The sequence below is a fragment of the Lysobacter yananisis genome (genome assembly GCF_031199375.1).
Taxonomy (GTDB): domain Bacteria; phylum Pseudomonadota; class Gammaproteobacteria; order Xanthomonadales; family Xanthomonadaceae; genus Lysobacter; species Lysobacter yananisis.
In genome coordinates this window covers 2,667,370-2,683,720 of record NZ_CP133568.1, presented here as the reverse complement: position 1 = coordinate 2,683,720, position 16,351 = coordinate 2,667,370, and the positions used below count along the sequence as shown (strand labels likewise).

The window sequence follows — 16,351 nt, the reverse complement described above, 5'->3', positions numbered from 1 at the left end:
GACGGTGAGCGTGGCAGCCGCTCGGTCGGCCCGGCGTCGCGCAACGGCTCGCCGCCAGCCGCAGGCACGGCGCCCACCTTCCCCACCCGCGCCGGCCGCTACGGCGGCGGCGCCGCGCCGGGCATCCCAACGTGCCGCCAGTCGCCCGAAAATTGCGACCCAGCGAACTTTCCTGCACAACGAGCGCACGTTTTTACGCGTTTTTCATCTCGCTGAGCGGAGCGTGCGAATCGCGCCCGGACGCGCCCATGGGGGACGTCGGCTCCTGAGCCGCAACGCTATGCATAGACACGATCGCTGTTCGCGCAACGCCGGCCTGCGCCCGGCGGCACCTTGGGTGCTGCTCGGGCTACCGCTGGCGCTGCTGTTCGCGCCCGCCGCGCAGGCCCAGTTCAAGGTCTCCTCGACCTTCCGCAACAACACCGAGGCGGGCTGGACCATCACCGGCACCAATCCCGGCACCAACCGCAGCGGCATCCTGACCGGCGGTTACGGCGCCATCCCCAACAACGTCAACGACGCCAACGGCAGCGGCTGGCTGCGCCTGACCACCAACCTCAACAATCACCAGGGCCAGGCGCTGTACACCGGCGGCTCGTTTCCGTCCACCCAGGGCGTCACCGTCGAGTTCGACTACGTCAACTGGGGCGGCAACGGCGCCGATGGCACCACCTTCTTCCTCTACGACGCCACCGGCACCATGGGCGGCAGCCCCGGCGGCAGCCTGGGTTATTGCGGCGGCAACGGCGCCTACCTCGGCCTGGGGCTGGACGAGTTCGGCAACTTCTCCGGACAACTGCCGGGCGTCACCGGCGGCTGCCCGTCCACCAGCGGCAGCCCCGGCAGCCAGTCCGACCGCCTGGTGCTGCGCGGCCCGGCCAGCGACAGCTACCGCTGGCTGGCCAACGCCGCGGTGAGCGGCGGCATCGACTCGCCCAGCGTCACCACCCGCCCCACCAGCAACCACCTGATGGTGGCGCTGATTCCGAACACGCCGCAGCCGGGCTACACCGTCACCGTTTCGCAGGGCCCGACCGGCGGCACCCAGACCGTGCTGCTCAACAACGTCAATTTCAACTATCCCGCGCCGGCCAACCTGCGCATGGGCTATGCCGCGTCCACCGGCGGCCTCAACAACATCCACGAAATCCGCAACATGCTGGCCTCGGTGCCGGCCGACGTGGGCATCGTCAAGACCGTCTCGGCCCCGCGCATCCGCCGCGGCCAACCGGTGACCTACACCCTGGTGGTCAGCAACAACGACATCAACCCGGTGGTCGCCGGCAACCAGGCGCCGACGATCCCCGGCACCGACGCGCCCGACATCGCCGACAGCTTTCCGGCCCAGGTCACCGGGGTCAGCTGGAGCTGCGTCGCGAGCGCCGGCTCCACCTGTCCGGCCAACGGCAGCGGCAACATCGCCGTGACCGGCGGCTATTCGCTGTTGCCCGGCGGCACGCTGACCTTCACCGTCACCGGCACGCTCGCCAACAACGCCACCTGCAACAGCACCGTGACCAACACCGCCACGGTCGCCTTCTCCAACAGCGACCGCTTCGGCGACATCAACACCGCCAACAACAGCTCCAGCGTCAACTTCGCGGTGGACTGCGTGAACCTGTCGGTGGACAAGACCGCCACGCCGGCCAGCTTCACCGCCGGCGGCACCGGCACCTACGCCATCGCCGTCGCCAACGCCGGCAACGTCGCCACGGTCGGCCAGCTCACCGTCACCGACGCGCTGCCGGCCGGGCTCAGCGTGCCCAACGGCGCGGTCGCGCTGGGCGGCGCGAACGCGGCCAACTGGGCCTGCACCGCGGCCAGCAACGTGCTGACCTGCCAGAGCAACACGGCCATCGCCGCGGCGGGCAGTTCCAGTTTCTCGTTCGCCGTCAACGTCGCCTTCGCCGCGACCGGGCCCTTGGTCAATACCGCGCGCGTCGCCGGCGGCGGCGACCCCAACTGCACCCTGGCCACGCCCTGCCCGGATTCGACCCCGACCAGCACGCCGGTGGTGCGGCCGTCGGTGAGCCTGCGCCTCAGCAAGGACGACAGCCGCACCAGCTATACGCCCGGCACCAGCACCATCTACGTCCTCAACGCCTGCAACGACAGCGGTCCGGACCCGGCCAACGGCGCCACCATCACCGACACCCTGCCGGCCGGCGCGACCCTGACCACCGGCTGGACTTGCACCGGCAGCGGCCCTACCCCGGGCACCTGTCCCTCCGGCGGCGGCGCCGCCGGCAATACCTCGATCAGCGTCGCCGGCATCGTGCTGCCGGTCGGCGGCTGCGTCAGCGTCAGCGTGCCGGTGACTTTCAGTTCCAATCCGGCCAACTACTGAGGCGCGCTATCGAAAACGCGGCATCGGCGGACACGAGCGCCGCACCATGAAAAAGGCCGCGCGGTGGGGCCGCGCGGCCTGCTCGTTTGCGCCGTGGCTATGTTTGTTCACGAGTTCACCGTCACCCGCCAGCAGCGCTTGCCCTGCTGGACCCAGTCGATCTCCACCGGCAGGAACTTCTCGATCAGGCGCGCATTGCTCGACAGGTGATCGCTGACGAAGGCGGTGGTGAACTCGCCGCCGCCGGCCAGCGCCATCGGCAGCAGCAACTGGTCGGACAGGTGCTCGCCGACCGCCGCATCCGCGCTCAGGTACTCGCCCACGCGCCGCGCCAGTCCGGCGGCGACCTGCTCGGCGCCGACGCCGCGCTCGCCGAGCGCGTCGAACAGCTCGGTGTGCTGGCCTTCGCCGCCGATCTTCAGCATCAGCACGTTGGCCGGGCTTTGCGCGGTCGGCGCGCGGCGCAGTTGCAACGCGTCGGGGCCCAACTTCAGCTGCCCGGCCAGCACCTGCAGCTCGCGCTGGCCGATCGCGTCGGCCAGCGACGCCAACAGCGCGGTCGCCTGCAGACGCGGCGCGGGGTCGCGCTCGAGGAAACTCGCCGGGCGCAAGGCCGCGCCGGGCGCGACGCGCAACTGCACGCAGCCGCCGCCGGCCGGGAAGAAGCCGTGGCGGTGCAGCGCGAACGCGGTCTCCACGCCGAACCGGCGCAGCGCCGGCAGGTAGCACTCGGCGAGGAAGTCGGCGCTCGGCGCGAGCGGGTTGTGGGTGCCGCCCTCGACGGTGATTTCCGAGGCCGCATCGCAGGCCCACAACGCCGGCAGCACCGTCTGCAGCACCAGCGTCGCCGAACCGGCGGTGCCGATGGAGAAGCGGTAGCGGCCCGGCTGCACCTGGCCCGGGACGAAGCGCAGCGTGGTCGCGCCGAGCTGCGCGCCTTCGACGTAGGCGCGGCCGATCTGCGCGGCCGCGCCGACCGCGGTGAGGTGCTGGCGCATCAGGCCCGGGCGCTTGCGCTTGGCGCGGATGTGCTGCATCTCGAACGCGGTGCCGGTGCACAGGCTCAGCGCCAGCGCCGTGCGCAGCAGCTGGCCGCCGCCGGTCGCGCCGCTGATTTCGATCATTTCCATTTTCTTGTCCATGGTCTTTCGCGCGCGCGCGGGCTCCGCCGCGCGCTGTCGTTTCCTTGCATGATTCGATGCGGGCGGCTCGCGCCGCCCGCTGTGTCGGTTCAATCCGCCGTTCGCGTCCATCCGCCGATCAGCCCTTCACGCACACGACCTGACGCAGGGTATGCACGATCTCGACCAAGTCGCTCTGCGCGGCCATGACCGCGTCGATCGGCTTGTAGGCGGCCGGCGATTCGTCGACCACGTCGGCGTCCTTGCGGCATTCCACGTGCGCGGTGGCGCGGGCGTGCTCTTCCAGGCTGATGCGCTTCTTGGCCTCGGTGCGGCTCATCACGCGTCCGGCGCCGTGGCTGCAGCTATGGAAGCTGTCGGCGTTGCCGAGGCCGCGCACGATGAAGCTCTTGGCGCCCATGCTGCCCGGGATGATGCCCAGCTCGCCCTTGCGCGCGCTCACCGCGCCCTTGCGCGTCACCAGCACGTCCTTGCCGAAGTGATGCTCGCGGTTGACGTAGTTGTGATGGCAGTTGACCGCCTCGGCCTGCGCCTCGAACGGCTTGGCGATGACCTTGCGCGCCGCGTCGACCACATGCCGCATCATGATCTCGCGGTTGTCGCGCGCGAACCGCTGCGCCCAGTCCACCGCGAACACGTAGTCGGCGTAATGGTCGCTGCCTTCGGGCAGGTAGGCGAGATCCTGGTCCGGCAGGTTGATCATCCAGCGGCGCATGTCCTGCTTGGCCAACTCGATGAAGTGGCTGCCGATGGCGTTGCCGACGCCGCGCGAACCGGAGTGCAGCATGAACCACACGCGCTGTTCCTCGTCCAGGCAGACCTCGACGAAGTGGTTGCCGGTGCCGAGGGTACCCAGGTGGCTCAAGTGGTTGCTGCGCTCGAGCTTGGGATGCTTGGCGACGATGCGGTCGAAACCCTCGTGCAAGCGTTCCCAGGCCTGCAGCGACGCCGTCGGCGGATTCGCCCACGCACCCTTGTCGCGCAGCCCGCGGCCGACGGTGCGGCCGTGCGGCACGGCTTTCTCGATCGCCGCGCGCAACGGGCCGAGCTGATCCGGCAAGTCGTTCGCCACCAGGGTGGTGCGCACCGCGATCATGCCGCAGCCGATGTCCACGCCGACCGCGGCCGGCACGATCGCGCCGAGGGTCGGCACCACCGAACCCACGGTCGCGCCCTTGCCCAGGTGCACGTCGGGCATCACCGCGATCCAGCGGTGCACGAATGGCAGCTTGGCGATGTTCTGCAGCTGACGACGCGCTTCGTCTTCCAGCGGCACGCCGCGGGTCCAGTGCTTGATCGGCACCGAGCCCGGGTCGTGGATGACGTCGTAGTGGGCATTGGCGTTGGCGTTCATGGGTGCAGCTCCTGCGGTTCGGGCTTCGTGCCCGTGGCTCGTTCGAGCCGTTGAATTGTCGTGATGCATCGTTGGTCCAGACCGGGCCGGCGGGCCACCCTGGCCCGCCGGCGTCTTCCCTGCGCCGCCTCGCACCTCCTTGGCGCGTGCGGCCGGCGGACCGTCCTGGTCCGCCGCGCGGAAGCGTTCCGTGCATCCGCGTCGCGGCGCGTCCTTGCGCCGCTGCGGCGACCGTCCGTGTCGCCGCCTGCACCCGCCTCGCGGCGGTAACGATCCGAGGCGAGGCGCCGAGGGGTTGGCCTTCGGGCACTCGCGTTCGGGACTTGCCAGGACTAACGCAATGGCCGTGCCAACTTTCCCAACCGCGAATCAACCTGTTGTTTTTGAAAGATTTAAGGTCAATCAGCCCGCCGACGCTCGCTATCTACTTCGATCTGTTCCTATACTTTGAGATATAAATTTATCCAAATAGATAGCCCATGAAGCGCCAGGTCGTCATCGGCATGCTCGGCACCCAACTCGACGCCGCCTCCGGCGCCGGCCGCTGGGAGAAATGGCGCCCGACCGTCTCGCTCGGCATGCACGAGGACTTCCTGCTCGACCGCATGGAGCTGCTCGCCGACGAACGCCGCTTCGCCCGGCTCGCCGGGCAGGTCGCCGCCGACCTCGCCCAGGTCTCGCCCGAAAGCGACATCCGCCGCCACGACCTCTACCTCAGCGACCCCTGGGACTTCGAGGCGGTTTACGGCGTGCTCGACGATTTCGTCCGCGGCTACGACTTCCGCCCGGACGAGGAGGACTACTACGTCCACATCACCACCGGCACCCACGTCTCGCAGATCTGCTGGTTCCTGCTGGCCGAAAGCCGGCTGTTCCCCGGCCGGCTGCTGCAGACCGCGCCGCCGCGCAAGCAGGACGGCCGCTCGCCGGGCAGCTTCGCGATCATCGATCTGGACCTGTCGCGCTACGACCGCATCGCCCAACGCTTCGCCGAGCAACGCCTGCACGACCGCGACCTGCTCAAGAGCGGCATCGCCACGCGCAACCCGGCGTTCAACCGCATGATCGAGCAGATCGAAACGGTGGCCACGCGCTCGAAGTCGCCGATGCTGCTGATGGGCCCGACCGGCGCCGGCAAGAGCCAACTGGCGCGGCGCGTGTTCGACCTGAAAAAGCAGAAGCACCAGCTGCCCGGCCGTTTCGTCGAGGTCAACTGCGCGACCCTGCGCGGCGACGGCGCGATGAGCACCTTGTTCGGCCATATCAAGGGCGCCTACACCGGCGCCTCGGCCGACCGCGCCGGCCTGCTGCGCTCGGCCCACCAGGGCCTGCTGTTCCTCGACGAGATCGGCGAGCTAGGCCTGGACGAACAGGCGATGCTGCTGCGCGCGCTGGAGGAAAAGCGCTTCCTGCCGGTCGGCGGCGACAAGGAAGTGGAAAGCGACTTCCAGCTGATCGCCGGCACCAACCGCGACCTGCAGGCCAGCGTGCTGGACGGCCGCTTCCGCGAAGACCTGCTGGCGCGCCTGAACCTGTGGACCTACCGCCTGCCCGGCCTGGCCGAGCGCGCGGAGGACATCGAGCCGAACCTGGAGTTCGAACTGGAACGGCATTCGCGCGAGAACCACCAGCGGGTGACCTTCAACCGCGAAGCGCGCGCACGCTACCTCGCTTTCGCGCTCAGCGGCGAAGCCAGCTGGAGCGGCAATTTCCGCGACCTGGGCGCGTCGGTGATGCGGCTGGCGACGCTGGCCGAGGGCGGGCGCATCCGCGCCGATCTGGTCGAGGAAGAGATCGGCCGCTTGCGCGCGCAGTGGCACGGCGCGCAAGCGGTCTCGGCATTGGACGAACTGCTCGGCGCGCATGCGGCGGCGCAGCTGGACCGCTTCGACCGGGTCCAGCTGGACGACGTGCTGACGGTATGCCGGCGCAGCAAGAGCCTGTCGCAGGCCGGCCGCGAGCTGTTCGCGATCTCGCGCGCGAACAAGGCCAGCAGCAACGATGCCGACCGGCTGCGCAAGTACCTCGCCCGCTTCGGCCTGGACTGGGAACGCGTTCGCGCGGGCTGAAGCGGCGGGCGCCGGCGCGCGGGCGCGGCGAACGCCGCGTCAGCGCGCGACGGTCACTGCACGCCGGCGTTGCGCAGTTCGTGGCTCGCCACGATCTCGGCGGCATTCTGCGCCAGGCCGAGCGGGCCGGTCACGCAGCTGACGTAGACGTACTTGCGGTTGTCGCGGGTCAGCATGCCGACCTGCCAGCGCACCGATTCGTTGCCGGCATCGACCGCGCCGGTCTTGATCATCGGCGGCACGCCGCCGGTCATCGCTCCGGCCGCGGCGATCACCCGCCCGCGCGAGGACACCACGTAGCCCGGCGGCTCCAGGCTCTCGCGCACGCTCATCATCGACTGGCGCGACACCGGCAACTGGTCGCCGAACAGGCGTTGCAGGAAACGCATTTGCTCGTTCGGCGAGATCAGCAGCGAGCCGCCGTTCCAGTACTCGCCGCCGCCGCGGGTGTCGGCGTTGCCGTAGCCGAAGCGGTTGAGGTATTCGCCCATGCGGGTCGCGCCCATCTGCCGGTCGATGTCGCGGAAGTATTCCGGCGAGGAATAGGCCAGCGCCGATTCCAGGGTCTGGCCGTTGCTGGCGCCGGTGGCGCGCACCACCGAGGCGTCCAGCGCGGCCAGCGCCGCGGCCAGTTCGAAGGTGGCCGCCGGCGAGACCTGGCGATCGCAGCCCTGCGCCGGCCGCCGGCGCAGTTCGCTGCCGCCCAGCTCGCTGAGCAGGAAGCAGGCGCGCAGCGGCGGTTGCTCGGGTTGCGGCAGCTCCGACGCCGGCGGCGTCGGATAGCTGCGCGGGTACTGCGCGGCCAGCGGCGGCGCGGCCACGGCGCACGCGAGCGCGGCGAGGACGGCCAAACGGGGAACGAAACGGCGGCGGACGGCATTCATGCCTGTTGCTCCTTGCAGCGGCGCAGCCCGCACGGGCCCGCCGGTACGGGCGGACGCGCGCGCCCAGCGCGCGGGGCGCCCAGAATGCCACGGCGACGGCGCGGTTTTCGAGCGCGCGCCGCGCCGGCGCGCGCGTTCGCCCGGTTCGGCACCGTGTTCCGGCGCCGCCGCGGCGCGGCGCCCCCCCCCGAGTTGACCGCAAGCGCGCTTGAGGTCCTATGCTCGCGCGTTCCCTCCCCGCGACCCGACCGCATGAGCGCCGTCCCGCCTCCCACCGATCCTCCCGCCGAAGGCGACGCCCGCGACGGCGCCGCGCCGGTCGCCCGCGCCGACGGCCGCCGCGACGACTGGTCGGTGCTGGCCTCGCTGCTGCCGTACCTGCGTCCGTATCTGGGCCGCATCGTCCTGGCCCTGCTGATGGTGCTGGCCGCCAAGCTGCTGAACCTGTACGTGCCGATGGCGCTCAAGCAGCTCATCGACCGGCTCAACGTGCCGGTCACACCGGTGCTGCTGCCGGTGGCGCTGCTGCTGGCCTACGGCGCGGCGCGGGTCGGGGTGACCTTGTTCACCGAACTGCGCCAGGTGGTGTTCGCGCGGGTGATGGCGCGGACCTCGCGCCAGGTGACCCTGCAGGTGTTCCGCCACCTGCACGGCCTGAGCCTGCGCTTCCACCTCGCCCGCCGCACCGGCGGCGTCGCCCGCGACGTCGAGCGCGGCGGCAGCGCGATTTCCGACCTGCTCGACTGGACGCTCTACACCATCGTCCCGGTGCTGATCGAAGTGGCGCTGGTGACCGCGGTGCTGGTGTGGATCTACGACTGGCGTTTCGCCGCGATCGCGATCGGCACGCTGCTGCTCTACGGCCTGTGGACGGTGGCGGTGACCGAATGGCGCACGCGCTATTACCGCGCCGCGGTCGAGGCCGACACCCGCGCCAACGAGCGCGCGGTCGATTCGCTGCTCAACTACGAGACGGTCAAGTACTTCAACAACGAAGAGCACGAAGCGCTGCGCTACGACGACAACCTGCGCCACCTGGAGAACGCGCAGGTGATGTCGATCAAGACGCTCGCCGTGCTCAACCTGGGCCAGAGCCTGACCGTGGCGCTGGGCGTGACCGCGATGATGTGGTTGGCCGCGCAGGGCGTGGCCGAGGGCCGCATGACCGTCGGCGATCTGGTCCTGGTCAATGCCTATCTACTGCAGCTGTCGGCGCCGTTGTTCATGCTCGGGATGATGTACCGCGAGGTGAAGCAGGCGCTGACCAACATGGAGCGCCTGTTCGGCCTGCTCGACGAGCGCCAGGACGTGCGCGACGCCGACGGCGCCGTAGCGCTGGCCAGCGCCCGCCCGGCGGTGCGCTTCCGCCAGGTCCGCTTCGGCTACGACCCGCGCCGCGAGATCCTGCGCGGCGTCGACTTCGAGATCGCTGCCGGCGCCACCGTGGCGGTGGTCGGCCACTCCGGCTCGGGCAAGTCGACCCTGGCGCGGCTGTTGTACCGGTTCTACGACGTGGATACCGGCGCGATCGAGATCGACGGCGCCGACCTGCGCGCGCTGAGCCAGTCCTCGCTGCGCGGCGCGATCGGCATCGTCCCGCAGGACACGGTGCTGTTCAACGACACCATCGGCTACAACATCCGCTACGGCCGGCCCGAGGCCAGCGAGGCCGACGTCGAGGCGGCCGCGCGCGCGGCCCACATCCACGAGTTCATCGTCGGCCTGCCCGACGGCTACGACACCCCGGTCGGCGAGCGCGGCCTGAAGCTGTCGGGCGGCGAGAAACAGCGCGTGGCGATCGCCCGCGCGCTGCTCAAGAACCCGTCGATCCTGATCTTCGACGAGGCCACCTCGGCCCTGGATTCCAAGTCCGAGCGCGCGATCCAGGGCGAGCTGGACCGATTGGCGGTAGGCCGCACCACCCTGGTGATCGCGCATCGTTTGTCGACGGTGATGGATGCGGACCAGATTCTGGTCATGGACGCCGGGCGCATCCTCGAACGCGGGACGCATGCGCAATTGCTGGCGATGCAGGGCGTGTATGCGCAGATGTGGGATCTGCAGCGGCGGCAGGGCGAGGAGGTTTCGGCCTGAGTCTTGTGCGCGGCCTCGCAGCGGCGGCGTCGACCGGGATTCGCGGTCGCGGCTTGCGCCGCTCCTACAGTCGCTCCGTGCCGGTTCGCGGTTACGGCCGCTCCCTGTAGGAGCGGCGCAAGCCGCGACCACGCACCTGCACGCTCGCGATGCGACTGCGGGCACTGCGTCGAAACCGCCCCTCAACCGGCAGGCAGCGCCTCCCACACCATGTACACATCCGCGCGCTGGTAATGCGAACCCGGCCGCGGCGCCGGGCGATGGCGGAAGCCGACGCTCTCGTACAGCTTCAACGCCGGCGCCAGCTTGGTGCTCGATTCCAGGAACAGTTCGCGCCCGCCCATCTGCGCGAACGCGTCGATCGCGCCGCCCATCAGGCGCCGGCCGATGCCGCCGCCGCGCAGTCCCGGCGCCACCGCCATCTTGGTCAGTTCGACCGTCCCGTCCGGGTACGGCAGCAAGGCCACCGTGCCGAGCGCGCGCTCGTCCGCGCCGACCGCGAACAGGATGCGGCCGCCGCCGGCCAGCAGGTGGGTTTCCGGATCGCCGAGCACCTCGCGGTCGATCGGCTCGACCACGAACCAGCGCTCCAGCCATTCGATGTTGAGGCGGGCGAAATCCGCGCGCCAGCGCGGGTCGTACTCGACGATGCGGACGGGCTCGACCGCGACGGTGGGAAAAGAAGGATCGCTCATGCCGCGATCATAGCCGCGCCGCCGCGACCCGGCGCCTGGACCAAAGCCGCATGTGCCCGGCGGGAACCAAAACGGTGGCTTCAAGCATGGCGGCTTGAAGCCGCCGTCGTGCGGTGCGCGTTGCGCCCGCGCTCAGTCCTGGGCCTTGCCGGCCGCGCCCTTGCCTGCCGGTCCCTTGGCGGGGGTCTGCTTGCCGCCGTGCGGCTTGGCCGGCCCCTTGCCGGGCTTGGCCGCGTCGCCGCCCTTCGCGTCTTTGGCCTTCGCGTCCTTGGCCTTGGCATCGCTGGCCTTGGCCGGCGCCGGCGTCTCCACGTCGCGGAACGGACGATTGGGGAAATCGCGGCGCAGTTCGCTGTCGATCAGGATCGGCCGGCCCCAGCGGTCGTAGGTCGGCACGAAGCCGCGCTTGAGCTTGTGGAACTCGGCCGAGCCGGGCTTGATCCCGAGCCGCTGCGCGACCGCGCCCCAGCCGTCGGCGTGGTCGCGGTCCCATTCGTCGACCACGTAACGGCACGGGCGGCCCAGCACCTGGGCGATGGCGCAGGCGTAGTAGACATCGCCCGGCGTCCAGCGGCGGCGATCGAGCAGTTCGCCGACCAGTTCGCGCGGCGCGCCGTAGTACCGCACCATCTCGTCGACGAACGGCTCGCGATAGCGCCCGCCGTAGCGGTTGATGTCGCCCAGCCACGCGTCCACCCAACCATCGCCGCTGCGCGGCTGCCACGCCGGCGCTAGGTCCTGCGCCTGCACCGAGGTGCCGAGCAGCGTCGCCAGCGACGCGGTCAGGGCGAAGAATTTTCGTTTCAGCGAATGCGGCATGGCGGGCTCCTCGCGGCGGCGACGCGTTTCGTCGCGGGCGCTGTCGTGTGTGCTGCGCGTGCTTGCTAAATCGGGCCGGCGGCGCGGGGGATCAACGCAGCGCGCGCGGCCAGTTCAGCCGGCAGCCACGGCGCGTTCGCGATCCAGTCAGCACTGGCCCATGCGACCCTGTCGAAACGAACGCCGGCACGGTTCGATCCGACGATGGCACCGCCGCGGCGCAGTCGCTGCGATCAGCGCGAGATCGTGAACTTGCCGAACGCCACGCCCAGGTCCCAGCCCTGGCCGGTGCCGGCCAGGGCCAGCGAAACCTCGCCCTTGGTCATCACCTGGGCCTTGCTCGAACGCGATGCGCCGGCATGGGCTTCGGCGGTGGCGTAGCTGCCGAGTACGTCGGAGATCCGGCGCACACCGGCGAACTCGCCGGTGCCGCGATCGATCCGCGACTTGCCGACGGTCAGGCCGCCGCCCTTGGCGCGGATCTTCACGCTCATGCTCTGGCCGTTGCTGCAATGGATCGTGCCCGAGCCGCTGGAAGTCTTGTAGAACACCGACCAGCCCGACATCGAGAACTTGAGCTTGCAGGTCAGCGTATCCGCCGCGGCCGTGCCCGGCAGCGCGAGCGCGGCCAGCAGCGCCGCCGCGAACGCGGCGCCGCGCAGGCGCGTGGAAGCGGGGGCGTGGACGGAAACCTGGGACATGCAGGACCTCGTGCGGACGGGGCGCGGGCGCCGGGTGCGGCCGCGGGGAAAGCAGGCTATCACCGTCCGCAGGCATTGGCGCGAGCGCGGGCCGGGGAGCCGCCGCGACAGCGGACGCGGCCCGGATGCAACGACGGCGCCACCGGGGCGCCGTCGTCGTGGAGCTTGCCTGGCCGCGGCCCTGCGCCAGCGGCCGGACGCCGCAGGTTCAACCGCGCCGGTTCAACGGCACCGACTCAATCGTCGTGGCGATCGCGCCAGCGGCCGTTGCCATGGCCATGGCCACGCCCGCGATCGTAGTAGCGGTTGTCCCAGCGATTGTCGTGGCGGCGGTCGTAGCGCGCGTCGTAGTACGTGGTCCGGCACTTGCCGTGGCGATTGCAGTCGCGGTCGTAGTAGCGGCGGTCGTTGGCGTAGTAGCGCGGCGGCGGCGCCGGGCGATAGCGGTAATCGACGTAGCGCGGGGCGTTGCGGTAGTAGGTCGGCCGGCCCCAACGGTCGCGCACCACGATCAGGCGGTCGTTGTAGCCGTAGTTGCCGTAGCGCCAGTACGGCGTGTTGTTGCGCACGATCACGTCGGCGATATCGACGATGACCCGGGTCAGGTCGTCGGCGCGCGCCGGCGCGGGCAGCGCGAAGGCCGCCGCACCGAGACCGGCGGCGAGGGCGACGGGAGCGAACCAGCGGGAAAGAGCGGTCATGGCGGTCTCCTGGGGGATGCCCGCATCGTCGGCGGGCAAGGCGACTTTGCCGCCGTCTCGGTGAACCGGTTTTTAACCGTTCGCGCCGCTTTCACGGCCGCTCAGTCGCGGTTGCCGTCGGCCGCGGCGCGGCATCGGGCCGGTACCGTTTTCATGCGGCGTGTTTCAGGCGGCCTGCTTCACGCGGCCTGCTTCACGCGGCCTGCGCCGCGCGCGCCAGTTCGCGCACCGCCTGCGGCAGCTCGGCCGCGCCGGCGACGCGGCGCAGGCGCGGCGCGTCGGCGGCGACCTCGGCCTCGGTCTCGTGCGCCCAGGTGGTGTGGTACGGCATGTGGATGCCCCAGCCGCCCAGATCCAGCACCGGCGCGATGTCCGAGCGCAGCGAGTTGCCGATCATCGCGAACTGCGCCGCCGGCAGGCCGAACTCGCGCAGCAGCCGGGCGTAGGTGCCGGCGTCCTTCTCGCTGACGATCTCGATGCGCCGGAACAGGTCGGCCAGGCCGCACTGCTTGACCTTGGCCTCCTGGTGGAACAGGTCGCCCTTGGTGATCAGCACGATCTCGAAGTCCGCGGCGATCGCCGCCACTGCCTCGGGGATGCCCGGCAGCATCTCCACCGGATGGCGCAGCAGGTCCTTGCCGAGTTCGACGATGCGGTGCAGGTCGGCCGCGGCGATGCGCTGGCCGGTGATCGCCACCGCCGCCTCGATCATCGACAAGGTCATGCCTTTGACGCCGTAACCGAACACGCCGATGTTGTTCTTCTCGATCTCGTACAGGCGCTCGTGCAGGCGCGCGTCGCCGAGGTCGACGTACCGGCCGACGATGCGCTCGAAATCGAGCTGGGCCTGGTCGAAATAGTCCTGGCTGCGCCAGAGGGTGTCGTCGGCGTCGAAGCCGATCATGCGAAGGGGTGCGCTCATGCGCGGATTATCCCGCATTTGCGTTGCGCGCACCCGCGCCGGCGATGCGCCGCGGCGAACCCGGCGCGGACCGAACAACCGCCCGGCGCCGGCGCGCGAATACGCGCAAAAAAGAAGGGCGGCCGAGGCCGCCCTTCGTACAACGCAGGAAGATCCTGCACCCCAAGGGGGCGGCCGGAGAGAGTTCGGCCGCCCTGACCGTGGCGCAGCCGCGCTTACTTGCCGCCGCTGCTGCTGGCGCCGCCGCCCGACTGGGCCTTGGCGACGTAGTTCTTGTATTCGTCCGGCGTCAGCTGGCCGTTGCTGTCGCTGTCGGCCTGCTCGAACACTTGGCTCAGCGCGGGCACGGCCGCGGCTTCGTTCTTGCTGAGGTTGCCGCTCTTGTCGGTGTCGACGTCGGCCCAGCTCTTCTTCTGCGCGGTCGGCGCCGGCGCGGCGGTCGCGGCCGCCGGTTCCTGGGCGGTCGCGGCCGGGGTCGCGGCATCGCCGGTCGGCGGCGCCTGCTCGGTGGCCGACTGGGCGAACGCCATCGGTGCGGCCAGCGCGGCGGTCAGGGCCAGGGCGGCGATCAGCGGCTTGCGGGACTTGATGTTCATCCGTCGGTTCTCCTCGTATTGGGTGGGCCGTTGTTGCGCGATCGACGCCTCGTCTGTCGGCGACCGCTCGGCATGTGGTGCTGCGAAGCACGGGGCCACCTTGCCGATCCGGTTCTGAACCGATCACCGGACGCGGGAGTTAAAGCTACGTTGGCTTAACCACAGCGCGGCGCGCAGCGGTTAGGCGCGGCCCCGATCGGGGCGACGCGCTACGACGAAACGTGACTCGCAGCGGCAAATCGTTAGCGCTTCGTTCGATGGATTTGGCTGAATGCAACACAACGTTTACGAAAACGCGGTGCGGTGGGTGGGTGGATCGCGGCTGGCGCGAGAGCGTCGGGACTGAAGTCCCTCCCACAACAGCGCTGTCGAAACCGTCTCGCGACGCGGCGCCGACGCGTTCGCTATTGATAGGAGGGCTTCTTGCGGAAGTGCTTTGTGGGAGGGGCTTCAGCCCCGACGCTCTCGTACCAGCCGCGACGCCGCTACACCGGCCGCTGCACCCGCGCGAAATGGATCTCGTGCCGCTCCCGATCCGCCGCGGCCACGCGCAGGCAATCGGCCGCCTGCGCCTCCAGTTCGGCGCGCTCCGCCGCCGCCAGGCGCCGGAACGGCGAGATCGTCAGCATCGCCGTGCGCGCATCGCGCTGCAGTTTCCACACCCCGGCGACGAAGCCGTCCACCAGCACGGTCGCCGCGACCAGGCCGTTGCGGCTGAACACCGCCGGCCGCAGCGCCTCGTCGAGGATGCGCGCGCGCCGCGCGTGGGCGAGCAGGACGTTGTCGAATTCGGGCAGCAAGCGCGGCGGCGCCGGCAGTTCCGGCGGCGGCCGCGGCGCGTCGGGCAGGTCGAACAACTCGCTGCCGTCTTCGTCGCGGAACACGCACAGGCGCGAACGCAGGCGCTGCAGCCGCTGGTTGGTCGCGGCCAGGCCCGACCACGCCGCGAGATCGCGCGCGCTGGCCGGCCCGAACGCACCGAGGTAGCGCAGCGCCATCGCGTCGACGGCGTCCTCGTCCGGCGCGTCGGCGATCGCGGCGCCGAGCCAATCCAGCGCGGTCGCGAACGCCGCCGGCTTGTGCCAGTCCCAGGTGCCGGCCGGCGGCACGTGCACCAGCGGTTCGAGATTGCGCACCAGACGCGCCAGTTCGTCGCAATCGTGTTGCGGCCACTGCGCGCGCAAGGCCTCGCCGAGCGCGGTCGCGCTCAGCGGCGCGGCGCGCAGCGCGTCGAAGCCGGCGCGGCGCAGCGCGTGCAGGTCCAAGCCCTTGAGCGCCTTGGCGTGGCCGCTGGCCAGCGACAGCCGTTGCAGCACCGGCTGCAACACCGGGCGCAGGGCGCGGTAGTCGTCGGCGCCGACCAGGTGCAAGGTGCCGCGCATCATCGTCGCGCGGACGATGCGGCGCTCGCGCATCGCCTGGGTCAGGTCGTCGAGGGCGAAGTCCTGCAACCGCGTCCACAGGCCCAGGTATGGCGGGTTCGGCGCCTGCGCCTGCAGTCCGATCAGGCGTTCGACCATCGCCAGCGGCGACTGCGCGCTGCGTTCGAGCAACGACTGCCGCGCCAGCAGCGCGCGGTTGAGCGCGCGCGCCGACAACTGCGGCGGGCTCAACGCGGCACCGGGCAGCGCGGCGGCCGATGGGGATCGTCGCGCCGCAGCGAGCGTGCGCCAGAGCGTTCGCCGGCGGGATCGCGCGCGAACGCGGTCGGATGCCCATCCGGCGCCCACGGCTCGCCGCTCTCGCCGCGCGTGCCGCACCCCGAAATCGGCGCGGCGGCCAAGCCGCACGCAGCCGGGCTCAGCGCCATCGTCGGCGTCGGCCTCACGCTTCGTTCTCGGCGAACACATCCACGCGCGGCTCGCCGTCCTCGTCCACGCTCACCGCGACCACGATCGGGCGGCAGCAGACCTGGCAATCCTCGATATAGCGCTGATCGCCGGCGGAATCGTCGACCAGCAGCTCGATCGGTTCGCCGCAATAAGGGCAATGCGCTTCCACGCTGGGCAGCATGCGGCGACTCCATG

The 16,351-nt window shown here is 70.6% G+C and carries 14 protein-coding genes; 3 read left to right on the top strand and 11 right to left on the bottom strand.

From position 1 onward, the window contains the following. The first annotated feature begins 280 nt into the window (after window positions 1-280). Window positions 281-2,347, top strand: coding sequence for a hypothetical protein (locus tag RDV84_RS11355; protein ID WP_309153475.1), 2,067 nt, complete (start codon window positions 281-283; stop codon window positions 2,345-2,347). Between the two features lie 107 nt (window positions 2,348-2,454). On the opposite strand, the gene rtcA is transcribed toward RDV84_RS11355, so the two are convergent. Both rtcA and RDV84_RS11345 read right to left on the bottom strand, forming a co-directional pair. Further along, window positions 2,455-3,489 (bottom strand): RNA 3'-terminal phosphate cyclase, encoded by a 1,035-nt coding sequence (rtcA, locus tag RDV84_RS11350; RefSeq protein WP_231736210.1) that lies wholly within the window; start codon window positions 3,487-3,489, stop codon window positions 2,455-2,457. A 118-nt stretch (window positions 3,490-3,607) separates the two neighbouring features. Then, window positions 3,608-4,843 carry an RtcB family protein gene (locus tag RDV84_RS11345; RefSeq protein WP_309153474.1) on the bottom strand — a complete coding sequence of 412 codons (1,236 nt, stop codon included), beginning with the start codon at window positions 4,841-4,843 and terminating at the stop codon, window positions 3,608-3,610. A 479-nt stretch (window positions 4,844-5,322) separates the two neighbouring features. Between RDV84_RS11345 and rtcR the strand changes: the two genes are divergently transcribed. Next, the gene (rtcR, locus tag RDV84_RS11340) at window positions 5,323-6,912 is read left to right on the top strand and encodes an RNA repair transcriptional activator RtcR (RefSeq protein WP_057948983.1); all 1,590 of its coding nucleotides are present in this window, start codon (window positions 5,323-5,325) and stop codon (window positions 6,910-6,912) included. Between the two features lie 53 nt (window positions 6,913-6,965). On the opposite strand, the gene RDV84_RS11335 is transcribed toward rtcR, so the two are convergent. After that, window positions 6,966-7,796 (bottom strand): penicillin-binding transpeptidase domain-containing protein, encoded by an 831-nt coding sequence (locus tag RDV84_RS11335; protein ID WP_057948984.1) that lies wholly within the window; start codon window positions 7,794-7,796, stop codon window positions 6,966-6,968. Window positions 7,797-8,048: 252 nt separating this feature from the next. Here RDV84_RS11335 and RDV84_RS11330 point away from each other — a divergent pair, with 252 nt between their 5' ends. Beyond that, window positions 8,049-9,890 carry an ABCB family ABC transporter ATP-binding protein/permease gene (locus tag RDV84_RS11330; protein WP_309153473.1) on the top strand — a complete coding sequence of 614 codons (1,842 nt, stop codon included), beginning with the start codon at window positions 8,049-8,051 and terminating at the stop codon, window positions 9,888-9,890. A gap of 182 nt (window positions 9,891-10,072) precedes the next feature. Here RDV84_RS11330 and RDV84_RS11325 read toward each other — a convergent pair whose 3' ends face one another. From RDV84_RS11325 to RDV84_RS11290, 8 genes are all read right to left on the bottom strand, one after another. Beyond that, window positions 10,073-10,585 (bottom strand): GNAT family N-acetyltransferase, encoded by a 513-nt coding sequence (locus tag RDV84_RS11325; protein ID WP_309153472.1) that lies wholly within the window; start codon window positions 10,583-10,585, stop codon window positions 10,073-10,075. A 132-nt stretch (window positions 10,586-10,717) separates the two neighbouring features. Next, the gene (locus tag RDV84_RS11320) at window positions 10,718-11,404 is read right to left on the bottom strand and encodes a hypothetical protein (RefSeq protein ID WP_309153471.1); all 687 of its coding nucleotides are present in this window, start codon (window positions 11,402-11,404) and stop codon (window positions 10,718-10,720) included. A 233-nt stretch (window positions 11,405-11,637) separates the two neighbouring features. Continuing rightward, complete coding sequence (locus RDV84_RS11315) at window positions 11,638-12,105, bottom strand: hypothetical protein (RefSeq protein ID WP_309153470.1); 468 nt, start codon at window positions 12,103-12,105, stop codon at window positions 11,638-11,640. Between the two features lie 236 nt (window positions 12,106-12,341). Beyond that, complete coding sequence (locus RDV84_RS11310) at window positions 12,342-12,806, bottom strand: hypothetical protein (protein ID WP_057948989.1); 465 nt, start codon at window positions 12,804-12,806, stop codon at window positions 12,342-12,344. A 193-nt stretch (window positions 12,807-12,999) separates the two neighbouring features. Then, window positions 13,000-13,728, bottom strand: a complete 729-nt coding sequence (locus tag RDV84_RS11305) for an HAD family hydrolase (protein WP_231736212.1) — start codon at window positions 13,726-13,728, stop codon at window positions 13,000-13,002. A 215-nt stretch (window positions 13,729-13,943) separates the two neighbouring features. Then, entirely contained in the window at window positions 13,944-14,324 is a 381-nt protein-coding gene (locus RDV84_RS11300) for an EF-hand domain-containing protein (RefSeq protein ID WP_057948991.1), read from the bottom strand. Window positions 14,325-14,809: 485 nt separating this feature from the next. Further along, window positions 14,810-15,937, bottom strand: a complete 1,128-nt coding sequence (locus RDV84_RS11295) for a winged helix DNA-binding domain-containing protein (RefSeq protein ID WP_309153469.1) — start codon at window positions 15,935-15,937, stop codon at window positions 14,810-14,812. 211 nt (window positions 15,938-16,148) lie between these two features. Further along, window positions 16,149-16,337: a CPXCG motif-containing cysteine-rich protein gene (locus tag RDV84_RS11290; protein ID WP_057948992.1), complete on the bottom strand. Its 189-nt coding sequence runs from the start codon at window positions 16,335-16,337 to the stop codon at window positions 16,149-16,151. Window positions 16,338-16,351: the final 14 nt, after the last annotated feature.

Coding starts and splice junctions, on each gene's coding strand:
- RDV84_RS11355 (WP_309153475.1), top strand. CDS start 281: ATGCATAGACACGATCGCTGTTCGCGCAACGCCGGCCTGCGCCCGGCG.
- rtcA (WP_231736210.1), bottom strand. CDS start 3,489: ATGGACAAGAAAATGGAAATGATCGAAATCAGCGGCGCGACCGGCGGC.
- RDV84_RS11345 (WP_309153474.1), bottom strand. CDS start 4,843: ATGAACGCCAACGCCAATGCCCACTACGACGTCATCCACGACCCGGGC.
- rtcR (WP_057948983.1), top strand. CDS start 5,323: ATGAAGCGCCAGGTCGTCATCGGCATGCTCGGCACCCAACTCGACGCC.
- RDV84_RS11335 (WP_057948984.1), bottom strand. CDS start 7,796: ATGAATGCCGTCCGCCGCCGTTTCGTTCCCCGTTTGGCCGTCCTCGCC.
- RDV84_RS11330 (WP_309153473.1), top strand. CDS start 8,049: ATGAGCGCCGTCCCGCCTCCCACCGATCCTCCCGCCGAAGGCGACGCC.
- RDV84_RS11325 (WP_309153472.1), bottom strand. CDS start 10,585: ATGAGCGATCCTTCTTTTCCCACCGTCGCGGTCGAGCCCGTCCGCATC.
- RDV84_RS11320 (WP_309153471.1), bottom strand. CDS start 11,404: ATGCCGCATTCGCTGAAACGAAAATTCTTCGCCCTGACCGCGTCGCTG.
- RDV84_RS11315 (WP_309153470.1), bottom strand. CDS start 12,105: ATGTCCCAGGTTTCCGTCCACGCCCCCGCTTCCACGCGCCTGCGCGGC.
- RDV84_RS11310 (WP_057948989.1), bottom strand. CDS start 12,806: ATGACCGCTCTTTCCCGCTGGTTCGCTCCCGTCGCCCTCGCCGCCGGT.
- RDV84_RS11305 (WP_231736212.1), bottom strand. CDS start 13,728: ATGAGCGCACCCCTTCGCATGATCGGCTTCGACGCCGACGACACCCTC.
- RDV84_RS11300 (WP_057948991.1), bottom strand. CDS start 14,324: ATGAACATCAAGTCCCGCAAGCCGCTGATCGCCGCCCTGGCCCTGACC.
- RDV84_RS11290 (WP_057948992.1), bottom strand. CDS start 16,337: ATGCTGCCCAGCGTGGAAGCGCATTGCCCTTATTGCGGCGAACCGATC.